The organism is Gilliamella sp. App6-5 (assembly GCF_001690525.1).
Taxonomy (GTDB): domain Bacteria; phylum Pseudomonadota; class Gammaproteobacteria; order Enterobacterales; family Orbaceae; genus Gilliamella; species Gilliamella apicola_H.
This window is the reverse complement of sequence record NZ_LZGT01000075.1, coordinates 12,241-29,848: the sequence shown is the minus strand read 5'-3', so window position 1 is coordinate 29,848 and position 17,608 is coordinate 12,241. Positions and strand designations below refer to the sequence as shown.

The 17,608-nt window shown below is 36.3% G+C and carries 18 protein-coding genes; 9 read left to right on the top strand and 9 right to left on the bottom strand.

Annotation, left to right across the window (positions count from 1 at the left end; all coding sequences use genetic code 11):
* Positions 1-7: 7 nt before the first annotated feature.
* Together rfaP and A9G24_RS09190 are read right to left on the bottom strand one after the other, a co-directional pair.
* Positions 8-811 carry a lipopolysaccharide core heptose(I) kinase RfaP gene (rfaP, locus tag A9G24_RS09195; RefSeq protein WP_065638748.1) on the bottom strand — a complete coding sequence of 268 codons (804 nt, stop codon included), beginning with the start codon at positions 809-811 and terminating at the stop codon, positions 8-10.
* Positions 804-1,928 carry a glycosyltransferase family 4 protein gene (locus tag A9G24_RS09190; RefSeq protein ID WP_065638747.1) on the bottom strand — a complete coding sequence of 375 codons (1,125 nt, stop codon included), beginning with the start codon at positions 1,926-1,928 and terminating at the stop codon, positions 804-806. Before A9G24_RS09190 ends, rfaP begins: the two co-directional genes overlap by 8 nt.
* A gap of 373 nt (positions 1,929-2,301) precedes the next feature.
* Here A9G24_RS09190 and A9G24_RS09185 point away from each other — a divergent pair, with 373 nt between their 5' ends.
* From A9G24_RS09185 to A9G24_RS09180, 3 genes are all read left to right on the top strand, one after another.
* Positions 2,302-3,228, top strand: a complete 927-nt coding sequence (locus A9G24_RS09185; RefSeq protein ID WP_065638746.1) for a TIGR01212 family radical SAM protein — start codon at positions 2,302-2,304, stop codon at positions 3,226-3,228.
* Positions 3,229-3,309: 81 nt separating this feature from the next.
* On the top strand, positions 3,310-3,585 hold the full coding sequence (locus A9G24_RS13375; protein ID WP_081303147.1) for a DUF2645 family protein: 276 nt from the start codon (positions 3,310-3,312) through the stop codon (positions 3,583-3,585).
* A gap of 492 nt (positions 3,586-4,077) precedes the next feature.
* Positions 4,078-4,371: a hypothetical protein gene (locus A9G24_RS09180; protein WP_065638745.1), complete on the top strand. Its 294-nt coding sequence runs from the start codon at positions 4,078-4,080 to the stop codon at positions 4,369-4,371.
* A 597-nt stretch (positions 4,372-4,968) separates the two neighbouring features.
* Here the strand turns inward: A9G24_RS09180 and cydC are convergent.
* From cydC to trxB, 3 genes are read right to left on the bottom strand one after another with little or no spacing between them, the layout of a single operon-like run.
* Positions 4,969-6,600, bottom strand: a complete 1,632-nt coding sequence (gene cydC / locus A9G24_RS09175) for a heme ABC transporter ATP-binding protein/permease CydC (protein WP_065638744.1) — start codon at positions 6,598-6,600, stop codon at positions 4,969-4,971.
* Positions 6,594-8,309: a heme ABC transporter permease/ATP-binding protein CydD gene (gene cydD, locus A9G24_RS09170; protein ID WP_065638743.1), complete on the bottom strand. Its 1,716-nt coding sequence runs from the start codon at positions 8,307-8,309 to the stop codon at positions 6,594-6,596. The genes cydC and cydD overlap by 7 nt, the downstream gene beginning before the upstream one ends.
* A gap of 15 nt (positions 8,310-8,324) precedes the next feature.
* Entirely contained in the window at positions 8,325-9,278 is a 954-nt protein-coding gene (trxB, locus tag A9G24_RS09165) for a thioredoxin-disulfide reductase (protein ID WP_065638742.1), read from the bottom strand.
* A gap of 342 nt (positions 9,279-9,620) precedes the next feature.
* On the opposite strand from trxB, the gene A9G24_RS09160 reads away from it, so the two are divergent.
* A complete protein-coding gene (locus tag A9G24_RS09160) occupies positions 9,621-9,806 on the top strand; it encodes a hypothetical protein (protein ID WP_065585956.1) in 186 nt (61 codons plus the stop codon).
* A 72-nt stretch (positions 9,807-9,878) separates the two neighbouring features.
* On the opposite strand, the gene A9G24_RS09155 is transcribed toward A9G24_RS09160, so the two are convergent.
* Positions 9,879-10,541 carry an NAD(P)H-dependent oxidoreductase gene (locus A9G24_RS09155; protein WP_065638741.1) on the bottom strand — a complete coding sequence of 221 codons (663 nt, stop codon included), beginning with the start codon at positions 10,539-10,541 and terminating at the stop codon, positions 9,879-9,881.
* 8 nt (positions 10,542-10,549) lie between these two features.
* Positions 10,550-11,812, bottom strand: a complete 1,263-nt coding sequence (locus A9G24_RS09150; RefSeq protein ID WP_065638740.1) for an AmpG family muropeptide MFS transporter — start codon at positions 11,810-11,812, stop codon at positions 10,550-10,552.
* 282 nt (positions 11,813-12,094) lie between these two features.
* On the opposite strand from A9G24_RS09150, the gene A9G24_RS09145 reads away from it, so the two are divergent.
* Together A9G24_RS09145 and mltB are read left to right on the top strand one after the other, a co-directional pair.
* A complete protein-coding gene (locus tag A9G24_RS09145) occupies positions 12,095-13,084 on the top strand; it encodes a 2-hydroxyacid dehydrogenase (RefSeq protein ID WP_065638785.1) in 990 nt (329 codons plus the stop codon).
* Positions 13,085-13,140: 56 nt separating this feature from the next.
* A complete protein-coding gene (gene mltB / locus A9G24_RS09140) occupies positions 13,141-14,214 on the top strand; it encodes a lytic murein transglycosylase B (protein ID WP_065638739.1) in 1,074 nt (357 codons plus the stop codon).
* Positions 14,215-14,398: 184 nt separating this feature from the next.
* On the opposite strand, the gene A9G24_RS12900 is transcribed toward mltB, so the two are convergent.
* Entirely contained in the window at positions 14,399-14,566 is a 168-nt protein-coding gene (locus A9G24_RS12900; RefSeq protein ID WP_176701190.1) for a hypothetical protein, read from the bottom strand.
* Positions 14,567-14,639: 73 nt separating this feature from the next.
* Here A9G24_RS12900 and A9G24_RS12895 point away from each other — a divergent pair, with 73 nt between their 5' ends.
* From A9G24_RS12895 to A9G24_RS09130, 3 genes are all read left to right on the top strand, one after another.
* The gene (locus A9G24_RS12895; RefSeq protein ID WP_176701189.1) at positions 14,640-14,792 is read left to right on the top strand and encodes a hypothetical protein; all 153 of its coding nucleotides are present in this window, start codon (positions 14,640-14,642) and stop codon (positions 14,790-14,792) included.
* 280 nt (positions 14,793-15,072) lie between these two features.
* Positions 15,073-15,699, top strand: a complete 627-nt coding sequence (locus A9G24_RS09135) for a LysE/ArgO family amino acid transporter (RefSeq protein WP_065638738.1) — start codon at positions 15,073-15,075, stop codon at positions 15,697-15,699.
* Between the two features lie 211 nt (positions 15,700-15,910).
* The gene (locus A9G24_RS09130) at positions 15,911-16,222 is read left to right on the top strand and encodes a hypothetical protein (RefSeq protein WP_065638737.1); all 312 of its coding nucleotides are present in this window, start codon (positions 15,911-15,913) and stop codon (positions 16,220-16,222) included.
* 292 nt (positions 16,223-16,514) lie between these two features.
* Here A9G24_RS09130 and A9G24_RS09125 read toward each other — a convergent pair whose 3' ends face one another.
* Positions 16,515-17,474, bottom strand: a complete 960-nt coding sequence (locus tag A9G24_RS09125) for a tetratricopeptide repeat protein (RefSeq protein ID WP_065638736.1) — start codon at positions 17,472-17,474, stop codon at positions 16,515-16,517.
* Between the last annotated feature and the right edge of the window lie 134 nt (positions 17,475-17,608).

Genomic DNA, 17,608 nt, shown 5'->3' with positions numbered 1-17,608 from the left:
CTTATTGTTAAAGATGATACTTTTCTGTCCTTTTACGAATTCGTTCAACTTTTTGATGCGTACTAGCAATTAACTTAGCTTCATTACGCAAAATCGTTTTTAAAGGTTGATTAAAATACACTTTCAAAAAACGCCAAATATCACGATCAGTTAGCCCAATATTCATGGCTGAAAAATAAAGCCCAATTAAATCTTTATCACGCCAACGAACAGGAACTGTTTTACGGATCTGAGCACGGTGTAAATCAATCACCGATAATTTTATTTGCTGATGATTTTCAAAAAGCGGAATATCAAGCAAAAAGTGACACAAATAACAATCACGATGATTAACCCCAGCGGCATGCATTCGAGCCACCATTTTTGCCAAATAAATAACTAAAGAACGCTTTATATGATAGCTAGGTGGGTTAGTTAACCATGGCTTAGTAAAATCTTCTAAACTCACAGTCGGGTTAAGATCTTTGGTCACAATAAACGAATGACGAGTCAGCGGATTTAGCCCCTTACGACCAAATGCACGCCCATCCATCGTATTAACGCCAACTTGCTCCAAACGCTCGATCGCATCCCACTCCTGCTTAGCATCTAAAACAGGTAAACGTAACGAAATAAGATTCTTCACAATCTCTTTAATGGTTGTACCACGATGAATTTTAATAAAATACGATTCGCCACCAAGCTCAAAATTCAACGTCTTACGTTGTTTTACTGCGCGATAGACTTTGCCCGATATTAACTCAACTTCCGCAAAGGGATCTTTATCAGCCCATAACTGCTCAAAAGGCGATTTTAACTTAATTTCATTCATGATTATCACAACCTAAAATAATCTCTGTGGCACGCTGTGCTAAATGGTATAAATCAGCGGTTTTACCATAATGTATTGCGTTTTGATGCCATGTTAATAACTGATCGTGATTTGTTATAGCATTTTGCAAGGCCTCATTTAGCGCCGATTGTACAAAAGGCTCATCAAGCACAACACCAGCATTGGCATCATCAATATGATAAGCATAGCCCGAAATGCTTGACACAATCACTGGCACCCCAGCGGCTAACCCTTCAATAAGCACCATACCGGCTGCTTCTTGCCTTGCAGGGTGCAATAGCAAATCTGCCGCAAATAAAAAGTCAGGGATATCATTACGCCCTGCAAAAAAACGGACTTGATACTCAATGCCGAGTTGCTTAGCCAGTTTTTGATAAGCTTCGGGATTATCCTGCCCCACTACTAAAAAAGTCACTTTTTGTTTTAAATCGCAAGGTAGTGCGGCAATGGCGGTTAAAGAACGATCTACTCCCTTACGCTTAAAATCTGATCCAATTTGCACAATCACAAAATTATGTTCATCAATTTGATTGGCTTGCCTAAATTGCTTACCTTTAGCTAGCGACTCATAATTGTATTGACGATCTTGCGCAATACCGGGTGGCAATAGGTAAAAGCGTGATCGATCAGTATGGTAATAGCGCTCAAAGTCACTAATTTGCTGTTTTGTTAGTACCATAACTTTAGTGTGGCTTTGTTGATTAAATACTGCATCTTCAAAAGCTAAATAGTGCTTACAGCGTTTTGACCATTTATATAAAAAGCCCTTGTGTGAAACCTTTTCTGCATAACAAGTATCACCCGCAAAATAAACATCCAAATCAGGCATTTTATTAAAGCCAACCACACAATCAACAGGATTTGCTTGTAAATGAGCTTTCACCCAACGGTAATAAGATTGATTACGGCTATGATTAGACCAGCCTTTTTTAGGCACCAAAACCACATCAAAGCCTGTTGGTTTATCGCCTTGCCATGACATCACATAAATTCGTACATGGTGACCTTGAGCTTGGCAAGCCTTAGCAATTTGCAAAAAATCACGTTGCAAACCACCAAAAGGAAAATATTTATAAATACAAAACGCCAGTTGCATGCAGATTGCCTCAAGTTTGAAAGGGATATTATATACTTATTGATAAGCAAGGTGCAAAAATAGCTGGTTTTGTGAGGATTTCCTTAAAAAACAATTAGGTATTAAATTGATTTTATTGAGGTTTTTATTTTTTGTTTTTATTGAAATCAATTAATTACTTAAGTTTAACAAAAAGAAGATATTCCATAAATCTTATTGATCAACGATAAGTAAATCCTTACTCTTAATTAAAAATGGCTATTTACTAGTGCAAAAATAGGAGTAATGGAATTGATTTTATTATTTAACGAGTAAGAAACAAGTTTCATATATCGTCGCTTGAACTAAATACTCTAACTCCGTAAAATAAACAAAATTTTATTTTTGGTCTATTATGCAACTTCATCTTGTCGTCAATACTTTTGGCTCCGATCTTCAGCGTCGATATGGCGAAAAGATCTATAAACTCACCCTACACGGGGGTTTTAGCTGTCCTAACCGCGATGGCACTATCGGCTTGGGGGGATGCACTTTTTGTAATGTGGCATCAATTATTGATGAATCGATTCAAGTTAAATCAATTGCCGATCAACTTGTATCGCAAGCTCATCAAATGAAAAAATCCAGACGCTATCTTGCTTATTTTCAAGCCTACACCAGCACTTATGCTGAAGTTGCAATCTTAAAAAATATGTACGAACAGGCGCTAAATAGTGCTGATATTGTTGGGCTTTGTGTGGGTACTCGCCCTGATTGCGTACCGAATGAAGCGCTTAATTTGCTGGCAGGTTATCAATCTCAAGGTTTTGAAGTATGGTTAGAACTGGGCTTACAAACCGCTCACGATAAAACCTTGCATGATATAAATCGTGGACATACTTTTAACGATTATCATCAAACCGTACAAAAAGCTCGTAATCTTGGTATTAAAGTGTGCACTCACTTAATTATTGGCTTACCCAAAGAAACCAAACAAGATAATTTAATTACGCTTGAACGTGTATTAAATAGTGGTGTTGATGGCTTAAAATTGCATCCTTTGCATATTGTTGATGGCAGTATTATGGCAAAAGCATGGCGAGCTGGGCGTCTTGACGTTTTATCATTAGATCAATATGTCGATATTGCTGGCGATATCATCAGGCAAACGCCCGCCAATATTTTATATCATCGCATTTCAGCTAATGCCAGAAAGCCAACCTTGCTAGCGCCAGATTGGTGCGAAAACCACTGGCAATCAATGAATGCAGTCGATCATAATTTGCGCCAATTTGGCGTCCAAGGTAGCGCGATTGGCGATGGTTATTGTTTTAAGCTGTAGTCGCTTTTATAAATGGTACTAGCAGGTAAAATAATCATAACAGCATAATTTAAATGAAATTAAAAGGATTTTAGGTCGATTATGAAAGTTGTCTCGTTTATCTATTTGTTTTTGTTATTATGTTTAATTAATTTATTTTCAACTTCTCATTACGAATGGATGTTAGAATCAGGCGATATTGACAATTTTTGCCAACTTCCATCGGGTGGACGTTACACTACTGAACCTATAATCCTTTTGATTCCTTGTATTTGTCTGTTATTTTTAATAAAAAATAAAAAAATAAGATATACGTATCTATTGATAGCACTCATCTATCTTTTATGGTCGTTTTTAGGGCGTTACAGTTGGTGTTAACGGCTAAAACTCACGATTTACTCTTCGTTAAGCATCGATTTTATTTTTTCAGCTAAAAAATCATTTTTTAGGCTTAACATGTATCGTTGTTACTTGAAATATTTTGAGCAAAAGACTATTTGGGATTTAAATAAGTTTCAGAGATTGTCACTAAAGTTATTTTTTCGATCAAAGGATAAAACGTCTGAAACACATGGCATCCCAAAGCTGAATCTAACCCATTAACAAAACTTTACTGAAATTAAAAAAAACTAGTCAAATTTTTTTAATAGTTATACTTTCATTTATTAAAAATAGCTTATTTGATAAGTAAATAATTATATAAAATATAAATAAAACAATAATTTAATTGAATGGCAAACCTATGTCTTAAATTTATCAAATAGACACATCAGACAAGTTTTTACTCTTTTCGTGTTTATATCCTCGAAGTTATCTCTCAATCTATTATCAAAATTATCTCCAAAAGCTCCGTTAGTGTTGGCGCTGTTCTTGTTATTGTCGTTTTCATGGCATTTACAGGCATTGGCCGGCAAAAAAGATAATCGTAGTGATGCAATCATATTATTGCCATCACCATTCATCAACTTCGCTCGGCCGAATTTTGTTTACAGCACACGTGAAAATGTTGGTTCTGCTGGGGCATATGGCATCCAAAGAATGGATTCTTTACACAATCAATCAACCCTTCATCCGCGCTCTGTCGAGGTTTCGATACACATAAATGTCAAGGCGCTGTTGGTGCCACACCGTCATCAAAAAGTAATTATTATCAGTGCCAAATAAGGGCTGGATTTTTCACGGAGCGGGGCGCCATGTGTCATTACAACGAGGATTCAAATTTTGGTGACGACGTTCATCCAGTAAGTGATCCAATAGGTGACAATACGTACTTTGCTGTGGCCACATTTGACGGTCATGTGTTGCACAATCCTCCGTATATTGATTATGAGGGGCTTTGCGTCACTCCATAGCTTTTTAGTTCTTAGTTCTTGGTTAAGGGGGGAAAGGATGATACTAATTAAGGACAAGCAATCAAAGAAAGCAGCTCAGCATAAGGTGACTGAGCTGATGATGATAAGTTTGCGCTTTTGTGGTTAAACCGCAAAAGCGCTTTTCAAAAAAAATTAATAAAAAATTGATATCAGAATGTTTTTACAAAATACACACCACTCTTCTACAACATCCAAAACCAATCATCGCAAAAAAAATTAAACCTATAATCATTTGATTTTAATCAAAAATATCAAAACAAAAATCGAAATAAAATCAATGCTCTACCTGAGCGTTTTTTATAAGGAAAACACTCGAATTTTTTACAACTCTCAAAGGTCAATATTGCCTTTTAACCGCAATTGAATCCCACCTAAATTAAGCTACTTGTTAAAGTGAAATAACTCGATCAAACAATGGATTATCAGTCAAACGATGCGTAACCATGATTAGTGTTTTATTTTTGCAGGTTTGTTTGATCAATCGGATAATTTGTTGTTCTGTCTGTTGATCAAGACTTTCTGTGGGTTCATCCATTAAAATTAACGGTGAATTATGCAGTAATGCCCTTGCTATGCCGATTCGGCGAATTTCACCGCCCGATAAGGCGCGACCACCTTGTCCAACCAGTAAGTCTAAACCTTGCTCGGTGGTGAGTAATTTGTCGAGTTCAACTTGGTGTAATACGTCGATTAACTGTTGCTCGGTAGCTTGTTGATTGCCTATTAGCAAGTTTTGTCTTAAGGTGTCACTAAAAATAGTGATCACTTGAGGCACCATGGCAATAGCTTGTCGTAGTGTTTTTTCGTCAAGTTGATTTAGTTCAATACCGTTGATACAGATATGGCCTGATTGAGGTTCCCATGTGCGATTAACCAGACTTAATAAGGTTGATTTACCGCAACCTGTTTTACCAACCACACCAATATGTTCACCTTGTTCAACCGTCAACGAAAAATCCGTTAATACCGTAAAGGGTTGATTGGGATAGCTGAAATTAATTTGTTCAAATTGCAATTTTGCCGAACTTAAATCTATCATTTTACCTTTGGCAACAAATTGAATATCGGGTGTTTGATTAAAAATAGCTGTTGTGCGTGTGGCTGAAGTGAGTACTTGCCCTAAAAAGATAAATGCACCAGGAATTGGCATGAGTATTTCGGCACTTGCAAGGCTAACAAATACAAATAAAGCCACTAAAGGGGATAGAGTGTATTGGGTAATTAGCCACAGAACCAGTAACGTTAAAAAACCAGCAATAAGTAAGACCAATGCACTTGATAGCGCCATTAATGTTGATTGCCGTTGTTGATTATAGAGCCAGTTTGATTCAAGCTCATCAAGTTTCGCGCGATAGCGTGGTTGTGCATTAAATAGGATAAGTTCAGCTTGTCCTTGCAGGTAATTAATTAATAATAATCGGTATTCACTTTGTTGTTTAGCCAGTGTTTTACCTAGCTGTTTTCCGGCTTGATAAAAGATAACAGGTACCACAAGTAAGGTGGTTGTAAGGATAATGGTAATGATTAACGCAATGGGTAAGTTTATGCTTGCTAACCCTATAAACAAAACGCCAATGGTAACTAATGCGGTTACAATGGGCGAAAAGAGTTTTAGGTATAAGTGATCAAGTGCATCAATATCGACAATAAAGCGATTAAGCAAGTCTGCTCGTTGGTAATGAGCTAATTGATGGGTACTTAGTGGTAAAATTTTACGAAAAGCAAGTGTTCTTAAATAAGCCAAGATTTTAAAAGTGGTATTGTGATCAACCAAACGCTCCATATAACGTGAAGCGGTTCGAGTAATGGCCGCCGCTCGTACACCTGCCGCAGGCAACATATAATTAAATGTATATAAACCAGCAATGCCAACAAAAGCGGTAGAGGCTAAAAACCATCCTGATAAAGATAGCAAAAATACGCTAGCAAGTAGCGTTAGAATTGATAGCGATAAGCCAAATAAAATTTGCCAAAAATAGTGTTTATAAAGGGCTATATAGGGGCGCAATATGGCTAGCATAAATTCTCCTTGATATCACAATGTAGCTTGCCATTAGCCAATTGCCAGATCTGTGTAAAATCTTGCATATCATCTGTTTGATGAGTAATAGTGATGCTATTGGGCGCTATATGTTGCTTGTCCAAATTTTGTACGGTTTGTTTATCTAAGCTGGCAGTTGGTTCATCAAGAATCAGTAATTGGCAAGGTTTAAGCATTGCTCTTGCTAAAGCGATCCGCTGTGCTTGCCCAACGGACAAACGTACCGCATCTTCACCAACTTGGGTTTCAATACCCTGTGGTAATTTTGCAATGACATCGGTTAATTGGGTTTTGGTTATCACTTCATCAAGTTCTTTTTCAGTGGCATTTTGCTTGCCGAGTAAAATATTATCGCGAATAGAACTATTTAACAGATAAGGATTTTGTCCAATCCAGCTAACGTGTTGTTGCCAATCATTAATATCTAATTGAGTAAATTCAATACCATTAATTTTTAGTGAGCCTTGATAAGGTAAAAAGCCAAGTAGTACTTGTATTAACGAGGTTTTACCTTCGCCACTTGTACCTATTAAAGCCAATTTAAACGGTGCTTGCAGGCTAAATGATAGCGGACCGACAATCGGTTGTTGTTCGCTAGATAAAACAATTAAGTTATTGGCTTCAATGGTTTTTAATGGTTCAGTCAATTTGATGTTTGCGGTATTAGCGTTAGTTTGTTCTTGCGGTAATTTTTTACTTAAAAACGTTTCGATATTATCAGCCGCGGCGATTGCTTCGGCTTTGGCATGATAGTAAGTGCCTAAATCGCGTAAAGGTTGAAAGTACTCTGGGGCTAAGATTAGTGCAAAAAAACCTGCAAATAGGGTAACGGTGCCATTATATGTGCCAAAATTAAATTCGCCTAAATACGAAAAGCCAAAATAAACCGCGACAATGGCGATCGAAATAGAAGTAAAAAACTCTAATACTGCGGAAGATAAAAATGCGACTTTTAGGACTTGCATGGTTTTGATTCGAAAATCCTCAGACGCGCGGGCGATTTCGTTGGTCTGTTTTTCGCCTTGGTTGAATAGTCGAATGGTATTAAGCCCCTTTAAACGATCTAAAAAGTGACCGCTTAAGTAAGCGAGTGCTTTAAAATGACGGCGGTTAATATCAGCAGCCCCCATCCCCACTAAAATCATAAAGATAGGAATCAGAGGTGCCGTGCAAAGCAAAATTGTAGCTGCAGCCCAGTTAAATGGGAAGATTGCAATACAGATTAAAAGCGGTGCCATGCTTGCCAAGCGCATTTGGGGTAGATAACGGGCAAAAAAGTCATGCAATTTATCAACTTGTTCAATGAGCAACGTGCTCCAAGCGCCGATCGTACTTTGATTTAGATAAGCAGGCCCATGTAGCTCAAGTTGATCAATTACTTGCTGTCGAATTTGCTGTCGAACTTTTTTGCCTATAGTAAAGTTGATCTTTTCGCGTAGATAGATTAAACCCGCTCGAGCGAGTAGTATCGCAATTAATGCGCCAAAAAAGGGTAAAATATCCACAAAATGTTGTTGTTCAATAATGATTCGTTGCAAAATTATTGCAAGTAATCCCGCTTGGATAATGATTAATACCGTTAAAATAAAGCCAGTTAAAATTGAAGCTCGCAAATTAGTTTTATGCCTTTTTGCATGCTGTTTTAACCAGCCAAGTAGATAGGTCTGGCGTTTTTTATCTAATGACATAAAGATTTTTACTGCTTATTTTAAGTTATCCAAATAGTGCTCAGCATCTAAAGCCGCCATACAGCCCGTACCTGCTGATGTGATTGCTTGACGATAGATATGATCCATTACATCACCAGCAGCAAAAATCCCCTCGACACTGGTTTGAGTAGCGTTGCCCTGCGTACCTGATTGTACTTTGATATAACCACCGTTGAGTTCAAGCTGACCTTCAAATATGGCGGTGTTTGGTTTGTGGCCAATTGCGATAAATACGCCTAAAACTGATAATTGTTCGGTTATATTGGGATCTTGTGTGCTACGGATCCTAACACCAGTCACGCCCATATTATCGCCTAATACTTCGTCAATAATGCGATGCGTATGTAAGATAACTTTGCCTTCCTTGATTTTTTGATCCAAGCGATCCATCAATATTTTTTCAGCTCTAAAGCTATCTCGACGGTGAATTAAATGGACTTCGCTAGCGATATTGGCTAAATACAGCGTTTCTTCAACCGCAGTATTACCGCCACCCACTACGGCAACTTTTTGGTTGCGATAAAAAAAACCATCACAGGTTGCACAAGCAGATACGCCTTTGCTTTTGAATGCTTCTTCTGACGGTAAACCAAGGTATTGTGCTGATGCGCCAGTTGCAATAATAAGGGCATCACAACTATATTCAGTCTCACTACCAAAAAGTTTATACGGCTTAGAACTAAAATCAACACGATCGATCTGATCTAAAATAATTTCAGTATCAAATCTTTCGGCATGTTCTTTCATTTTGACCATTAATTCTGGTCCTGTTAAATCAGGTGCGCCAGCTGGCCAGTTTTCAAGCTCTGTGGTTGTTGTCAGTTGTCCGCCTTGTTGCATTCCAGTAATTAACACGGGCGACAGGTTAGCGCGTGCGGCATAAACCGCTGCGGTATAACCTGCTGGACCAGAACCGAGTATTAATAAACGTGCATGTTTGGTTTTCATTTTAAATCCTTATTTATTTTCAATTTTGACAACTTTAGACAAAACTCGCGCAATGTATGGCAGTAAGTCTAACATTATCAATCTTTATCGTGCAAAAAAATTGGTTATTGTAGCAATAGGTAATGACAATAGGCTTTATTAACGTTAAATAATTGGGTTATCTGTTCCTTTTCGGTTCTTTTAAAATTAGTTGTGATTTTTAAAACGATATTGGTTTTTGTTTTTGCTTTGTAACGTTTAAAATACGTCCCTTTCTTATTCTTAAATTCCTTTTTCTATTGTTTGATAATGTAATTTTGATTATCGATTTATTTGACATCCTAACAAAACGGGGGAGATGCTATGAATAATCCTTCAAAAGAAAGTGTAGAAGCAGTACTTACAAAAATTAATTGGGCGCAAGAGATTTTAAATTCGGTACAACAAAATGTCAGCGATCCTCAGATTGGTAATATTTTATCTGGAATTGCTTTTATTATGGACTCAGCTTCAGCTGACGCCGAAGCGCTCTATCAATCAATTGAATAATGATTGTGCCTGTTTTTTTATCTACCTTCATGCGCCGTGTGGCGATTGAAGGTAGCAAGTTGCTATATCTGCTTAGTGATTATCAGTAAGATACGTTGTTAAATCAGCAAGTGGCCAACGAATATGCGCTGCTGGTTCATTGATTCGATAACCAAAAGCTAAACAAAGCCCTACCCCAAATGATTCTTCACCAATTTGTGGAATATGTTTTTCTAGCATTTTTATCACTTTATCGTGGTCGAACCCACCAATAGCACATGAATCAATACCGCGAAATGCCGCAGCAGTCATCATATTGGCACAAGCGATGTAATCTTGCATTTCTGACCAATGGTTGATCGTTAAGCCATCAGCAAGCCCTTGCTCGCAAAAATTGATAAATGCTTGGCAGGCAATATCAATAGATGTTTGATTATTTGGATCGGGTAAAGTGCGCGCAATTGCACGTCGTAAATAATCGCTCTGTAATGTAAAATTATTCGCTTTTCGATAAAGCACAATCACAAAATGTGAACAACTGGTGACTTGTTCTTGATTGTAGCAAACATTACGTAATTCTGCTTTTATTTTGCTACTGTCAACAACCACAAAATGCCATGGCTCCATGCCAAATGATGAAGGAGATTGTCGACCAGCTTCCAAAATATATTCAATATCATCATTATTAATTTTTTTTGTATCATCAAATTTTTTACATGCATGTCTAAAGTTGAATGCTTGGGTTAACTTATCCATATTTTCTCCTAAGATTTGATATTCCACGGGGCCACTTTTAATAATAATAGCATACCTGGAATGGCAAGAATCGTACATAAACCAAAAAATGTTGTCCATCCCAAATGTTCAACCATAATACCTGTTGTAGCATTAATTAATGTTCTTGGGATAGATGCAATACTGGTAAATAAAGCAAATTGGGTTGCGGTATAAAGGGGATTGGTTGTTTTAGCAATAAACGCAACAAAAGCGGCCGAACCAAGACCAACGCCAAGTGATTCAAAACCAATTACTATGGCTAATAATGTTTTTTGGGATGTCCCTATGACAGTAAAAGGACCTTCTATTGAAAGCCAAGCAAAACCTAAAATTGAAATGACCTGTATAATACCAAAAGACCATAGTGCGCGGTTTATGCCTATTTTAATCATCAAAATCCCCCCCATTAATGCACCAAATACGCTTGGCCATAAAGAGGCGTTTTTAGCAATCCAACCAATGTCTGGTCGGCTATAACCCATTTGTAAGTAAAAAGGGGTGGCTAAAGAGGTCGCCATACTATCGCCTAATTTATATAGAAAGATAAATGCTAAAATTAATACGGCTGTTTTAAGTCCATTTCGAGTAATAAATTCACTAAATGGTCTAATAATGATATCTTCAAATTTATGGTTTTTGGGTGTTTGATTCGTTGGTTCTTTAACAAGTAGTGTCATGATGATAGCCGGTAGCATAAATAGTGCAGTAATGATGAAAACACTATTCCATGGTAGAGAGTTTGATAATATCAGTGATAATGATCCAGGCACTAAACCTGCAACTCGATAGGCGTTAGTATGAATGCTATTACCAAGTCCTAATTCTTTATCAAGTAATAATTCCCGTCTAAAGGCATCGAGTGCGACATCTTGAGTGGCTGAAAAAAGTGCAATAATAAAGCAAACAGCAGCGATTAACCAAATATTTAATGAAGGTGAAAGAAACCCCAATATTGCGATTGAAAAGATAAGTACAATTTGCGAACCAAGCATCCAACCACGTCGCCGTCCTAAATGGAATAGTGAAATATTATCCATAAAGGGGGACCAGATAAATTTCAAAATATAGGGCGTTTGTGTTAATGAAAATGCACCAATTGTTTTGATATTTATACTTTCACTTTCTAACCAAGCTGGTAATAGTTGTAATAATAAATAAAAGGGCAACCCAGAAGCGAAGCCAGTAAAAATGCAAATCAGCATTTTCGTGGTAAAAATTGTCTTTAAAAGTGAATTTTGCGCATTATTCATTATTTAACTTTATTGGTTAGTTTTTTTGCAAAGTGCTATCATACCACACAACATTTAAAAAATAATTCTGCAAGCTAAGATAAACCGTTTATCTACAGTTATATTTTCAACATAAGAAAAGTTATATTGTAAATATGTTGACAGCGAAAAATTCATTATTTTATTTAGGTTTTGTTAAAAAGTTTCAGGAAACTATATGTTTCAGTATAAAATTAATGTCAATAACCAGTTAAAAAGTTAACTAATTACCATTAAAAGGGGTTCAGTAAGATGAAAAGTTCAATTAAAGTAGCTGTTTTTAGCAGTAAGCATTACGACAAAGAACATTTAGAAATGGCGAACAAAAAGTTTGGTTTCGATATTGAATATTATGAACATAAACTGAGCCATAAAACAGTTGTTACTGCCCAAGGTTATCATGCGGTTTGTACATTTGTTAATGACGAAGTAGATAAAAAAGTACTGCAAAAATTAGCCAGTTATGGCATTAAAATTTTAGCCCTTCGTTGCGCTGGATTTGACAATGTTGATTTAGCCGAGGCTGAAAAATTGGGTATTACGGTGGTTCGTGTGCCTGCTTATTCGCCAGAAGCTGTTGCAGAACATGCGGTGGCTTTAATGATGACGCTAAATAGAAGAACACATAAAGCCTATCAGCGCACTCGTGATGCTAATTTTTCGTTAGAGGGATTAACTGGATTTAATATGCATAATCGTACCGCTGGCGTTATTGGTACTGGCAAAATTGGTCAAGCCGTTATCCGTATCTTGAAAGGTTTTGGTATGCATATTCTTGCTTACGATCCTTATCCTACTGATATTGCTGTTGAGTTAGGAGCTCAATATGTTGATCTAGATGAATTATATGCAAAATCAGATGTGATTACGTTACATTGCCCAATGACGCCTGAAAATTATCACTTATTGAATAAAGAGTCTTTCCAAAAGATGAAAGACGGTGTGATGATTATCAATACTAGCCGAGGAGCATTACTTGACGCCATAGCGGCTATTGATGCATTAAAACAAACAAAAATTGGCGCTTTGGGGATGGATGTTTATGAAAATGAGCGTGATCTATTTTTTGAAGACAAATCTAACGATGTTATTTTAGATGATGTATTCCGTCGCTTGTCTTCTTGTCATAATGTTATTTTTACTGGTCATCAGGCCTTTTTGACACAAGAAGCATTGTTAAATATTTCTGATACCACTTTAAACAATATTAAACAAGTTGCGGAAGGTAAATTATGTCCAAATATTGTTAAATAACAAGAAATATCTTATGATGTTGTCGATTTTTTAATTACTTAAGATATGGATTTTTTATGCAGCGTATTATCATTTTTATTAGCATAATTTTATTGCTTGCAGCTTGTAGTAGTCGTAGATCTTCAACATCACCCATGAAAGAACACCGCGGACAGACCAATGTTAAAGGCGGTGTTTATCTTGAAAAAGATCACAATCAATCTAAAATCGCCAGTCCTCCGTTGGCTGTAGATAAAGAAAAATTTATCGATAGAATGGTAAGTAAGCATGGTTTTAATCGTCAACAGCTTCGCAATGTGCTTGCACAAACCAATAAACTTGATTGGGTTATTAATTTAATGGATAAACAAGCACCAAAAGCTGGCCCTTCAACGGGACCAAATGGTGCTTGGATTCGATATAAAAATAAATTTATTACACCGAGCAATATTCCTCGTGGGGTCGATTTTTGGAACCAATACGAAAAAGAGTTACAACGTGCTTATAATGAATATGGTGTACCGCCAGAAATTATTGTAGGCATCATTGGTGTTGAAACAGGTTGGGGTAGGGTAATGGGTAAAACTAAAGTGATTGATGCTTTGTCAACACTTGCCTTTGACTATCCAAGACGGGCACATTATTTTTCTAACGAATTAGAAGATTTTTTAGTTATGTGTCGTGATGAAGGCGTAGATCCATTTGATTTAAATGGATCGTTTGCTGGTGCAATGGGATATGGTCAATTTATGCCGTCTGCATTTAGACGTCACGCTGTTGATTTTAATCGCGATGGGCATATTGATTTATGGGATCCGGTTGATGCCATTGGTAGTGTGGCTAATTACTTTAAATCATATGGTTGGCAACGTGGTAAAAAGGTGGCAGTAATGGCTGATGGTCAGGCTCTATCACTTGATACTGGTTTTAGCACTAAATACTCAATTGAAACACTAGCAAAAGCTGGGTTAAAACCACAAAGTTCATTAGATGGGCATACTCAGGTGAGTCTATTGCGTCTGGATATGGGCGATCGTTACCAATTCTGGTATGGATTACCAAACTTTTATACTATTACCCGTTATAACCATAGTTCACATTATGCAATGGCTGTTTGGCAATTAGGACTGGCCGTCAAAGAGGCAAGATAGTCATTGATACTTGGTATCAAAATTTATAAGGTCACTTTTGTGGCCTTTTTTATATCCTATAATGATTAACTTGATTGCGAGCAATAATAAAAGTAGACCCAAAAATCTGATTAATTTTTTAATTGATAATTTCTGTGCAATTTGCACGCCACTTTGGCTATGGGGATGCTTGCTAGCATAATCACTAAGGCTGTAGGTAAATAAAACCTAAATAGTAGTTTGGTAATTGTGGATTATTCCAATCCGCGATGATATAGCTAATAGTACCACCAATGGCAACTTGTACAGTGAAAGCAGCCGATATTCCAATGGCTTTACGCATATCAACACCACATCGTTGTAAAAATGCCAATCAAGCCGCTAGCAAATACAAAAATAGTATCATTTAAGGGAACTGCCTTACTAACAAAAGCGGTGTGCCGACAATGGCTATTTTATTTGCTGCTTTATTTCATTTATGTTTAGTAGTTATTGCTACAAATAATGCAAAAGGGTTACCAACGTTAGTGTCATTTGTTGATATTGGCGCATTAACGGCATTTATTATGTTACATTTATCTGTCATCGGTTATTTTTAGCTCAAAAAAGGCTCCAAAGGCTGGCTTTCATGGATTTTAGATATTTTTATGCCTATTATTGGTATTGTTGTGCTATTACCCGTATTATTTCATATCGATAATGATGCAAAAATGGTCGGCATGATTGGTTAGTGATAGGTGTGATCATTCTCTATTTAAACAAAGATCGAACGCAATTACGATGGTTAGAAAAAAATAAATTCAATTAATTTATTGAAAGCTTATGATATCATTGATTAAATGCTAATGTTTTACTATTTTATTCTGGTGTTATAACCAAATGCTATCAGAAATATTACGTGGCGCTTTAATTTCAGCCAGTCTAATTATTGCTATTGGTGCTCAAAATTTATTTGTGCTCAAGCAAGGGTTATTAAAAAATCATATCTTTTATGTATCGGCAATTTGTTTTATCTGTGATTTTGCTTTGATGTCCGTGGGTATTTTTGGGGTAGGCACCTTTATTGGTAGCAATCCTTTAATTACTAATATACTTGCGATATTAGGGGCGGTTTTTTTAGTTTGGTATGGATTTTGTGCGTTTAAAAGTGCAATTAAAGGCACAAGTAGTATGCAAATCGAATCCCAAGTTCCTAACAATAACAGCTTATTAAAAGTTGTACTAGCAACTTTGGCGATCACACTACTTAATCCTCATGTCTATTTAGATACTGTTGTCATTGTGGGCGGGATTGCTGGCACGTTAACTAGTGAACAAAAACTTGCTTTTTTGTTTGGCACGGTTTGTGTTTCATTCATCTGGTTTTTTAGTATTGGTTATGGGGCAAGATTACTCACACCGCTATTTAGGCAAAAAAGAATATGGGTAATATTGGATTGCATTGTTGGCACTGTAATGTTCTATATCGCTTACCGATTAGTTATTTATGTGATTTATAAAAATTAACCAAATAACTGTAAGTTAGCCATGTACATTACTGACGTTCTAACAACAAGCCTGTTATTTGCTATTGACCAAGTCAAACTTGAATGTCATCAATTAAAAAAATATTGTTGATAATTTAGATCAAGCTGATGTCGTTGTCGTTAGAATAAATTAGCCTTATGAACAAAACCATAAAGGTTACTTTTTTGGTTTAGAATATCATGAAGGATCATTGGCATTTCGGCCTAACGACAAAGATATTGAATTTATTGTTCAAGCAAGTAAAACGCATCGTGTTGTTGTTACCGTTTATTTGGATAGACCAGCAGTTCTTGCCCCTATAAAACAATATGCTAGTGCGATTATTGCTAATTTTGGGGTAAATGATAATGTGTTATTTGATAGATTATTTGATAACAAACCTTATTTGGCTAAAATGCCATTTTCATTACCCGATTCAATGGATAGCGTGCAACATCAAGCGTCAAATTTACCAAACGACATGAAAGCACTTTATCCGTTTGGTTATGGTTTAACGCATTAATTATATATTTTAGCTCAAACTTAACCCGACAATCACTTATTATTCATCGGGTTTCATGTTAGCAAAACGTGTGTCCGATCAGTAAAATAAAGTCTCTATTTTTTAAAACTACTTGTTTGAAATAGGGTTCTATTCATCTTGCTTTATTGTTTTTTATGATTTATTTCCTGAAGCGTAAGTTCATCAGTTCACCACTTTACTCATAGTGTTTTTTACAGAGGTAATGACTATCACGGCTTATAGCCCATCATCCATCACCTATCTTGAACACTTCCTAGCTGTAATTGTTTTACTAAAGAATGTTTTTGACATGTTTGCAAGCCTCTTGGTAGTTATTTTGGCAAGCTTGTTGAAAGTAATGTTTTGCGGTATAAATGTCTTTTGCGACACCTAATCCTTGTTGATAGATGATACCGAGATTGTATTGGGAATTGGCATGGTTTTGCTCAGCGGCAAGCTGAAACCATACCCTAGCTTTGGTATAATCTCTTTCAAACCACGAACCATTATAATATAACCAACCTAAGCTATATTGTGCTTCAGGATTTCCGCTTTGTGCAGATTGAGTATCTAATTCTACACCTTTGGCAAAATCTTTTTTTAATCCGCCCAATCCATTGTAATACATATTTGCTAAATTATGCAGTGCATATATGTTGCCTTGCTTGGCTGCTTGTTCATATAGTTGTCTAGCTTTGGTATAGTTCTTTTTAACAACAATTCCACTATAATAAAATCCACCCAGATTGTTTTGAGCTTCTTTGTTACCTAGTTGCACCGCTTTTTCATAAAAATCTTTCGCCTTAACATAGTTTTGACTAATAGTATTATTATCTGAATTTTGTTCAATTCCTTTACGATAATGTTTTTTTTCTGCAAATTCGTAAAGTGCCCCTAGACTGAATAAGCCTAAAGCATAACCACTTGAAGCCGCTTTTTCATAGAGTTGCTTTGCTTTAAGTAGATCTTTTTTCACACCGATACCATAATTATACATGTAGCCTAAATTTACTTGTGCATCGGCGTAATTTTGATTAGCCGACTTTTGGTACCATTCAATAGCTTTAGCATAATCTTGTTTAACGTTTTGACCATACTGGTACATATAACCTAAATGATTTTGCGCTTCGGCACTATTTTGTTCAGTCGCTTTTTTATATTCAGCATCAAAGTTATATTTTGTATTTTGTGTTGCAAAAATAGGCGTGTTTAACGATATAAATAAGCATATTAACAATAGTAATCTTTTCATGTCATTGCCTTTGTTGGAGGTGAACAAATTATGTTTTAATTAAAGAATTTTTTTGGCATGTTTGCAAGCCTCTTTGCAGTTATTTGGCAAGCTTGCTGAAAGAAAAGCTTGGTTGTGTGGACATCTTTTTTTAT

What these genes read in the sequence shown, in the direction of transcription:
- A9G24_RS09150 (WP_065638740.1), bottom strand. Translation starts at nt 11,812, where the DNA reads ATGAATAATGCGCAAAATTCACTTTTAAAGACAATTTTTACCACGAAA.
- rfaP (WP_065638748.1), bottom strand. Translation starts at nt 811, where the DNA reads ATGAATGAAATTAAGTTAAAATCGCCTTTTGAGCAGTTATGGGCTGAT.
- A9G24_RS13375 (WP_081303147.1), top strand. Translation starts at nt 3,310, where the DNA reads ATGAAAGTTGTCTCGTTTATCTATTTGTTTTTGTTATTATGTTTAATT.
- A9G24_RS09125 (WP_065638736.1), bottom strand. Translation starts at nt 17,474, where the DNA reads ATGAAAAGATTACTATTGTTAATATGCTTATTTATATCGTTAAACACG.
- A9G24_RS12895 (WP_176701189.1), top strand. Translation starts at nt 14,640, where the DNA reads ATGGCTATTTTATTTGCTGCTTTATTTCATTTATGTTTAGTAGTTATT.
- cydC (WP_065638744.1), bottom strand. Translation starts at nt 6,600, where the DNA reads ATGCTAGCCATATTGCGCCCCTATATAGCCCTTTATAAACACTATTTT.
- A9G24_RS09185 (WP_065638746.1), top strand. Translation starts at nt 2,302, where the DNA reads ATGCAACTTCATCTTGTCGTCAATACTTTTGGCTCCGATCTTCAGCGT.
- trxB (WP_065638742.1), bottom strand. Translation starts at nt 9,278, where the DNA reads ATGAAAACCAAACATGCACGTTTATTAATACTCGGTTCTGGTCCAGCA.
- A9G24_RS09155 (WP_065638741.1), bottom strand. Translation starts at nt 10,541, where the DNA reads ATGGATAAGTTAACCCAAGCATTCAACTTTAGACATGCATGTAAAAAA.
- A9G24_RS09190 (WP_065638747.1), bottom strand. Translation starts at nt 1,928, where the DNA reads ATGCAACTGGCGTTTTGTATTTATAAATATTTTCCTTTTGGTGGTTTG.
- A9G24_RS09160 (WP_065585956.1), top strand. Translation starts at nt 9,621, where the DNA reads ATGAATAATCCTTCAAAAGAAAGTGTAGAAGCAGTACTTACAAAAATT.
- A9G24_RS09135 (WP_065638738.1), top strand. Translation starts at nt 15,073, where the DNA reads ATGCTATCAGAAATATTACGTGGCGCTTTAATTTCAGCCAGTCTAATT.
- mltB (WP_065638739.1), top strand. Translation starts at nt 13,141, where the DNA reads ATGCAGCGTATTATCATTTTTATTAGCATAATTTTATTGCTTGCAGCT.
- cydD (WP_065638743.1), bottom strand. Translation starts at nt 8,309, where the DNA reads ATGTCATTAGATAAAAAACGCCAGACCTATCTACTTGGCTGGTTAAAA.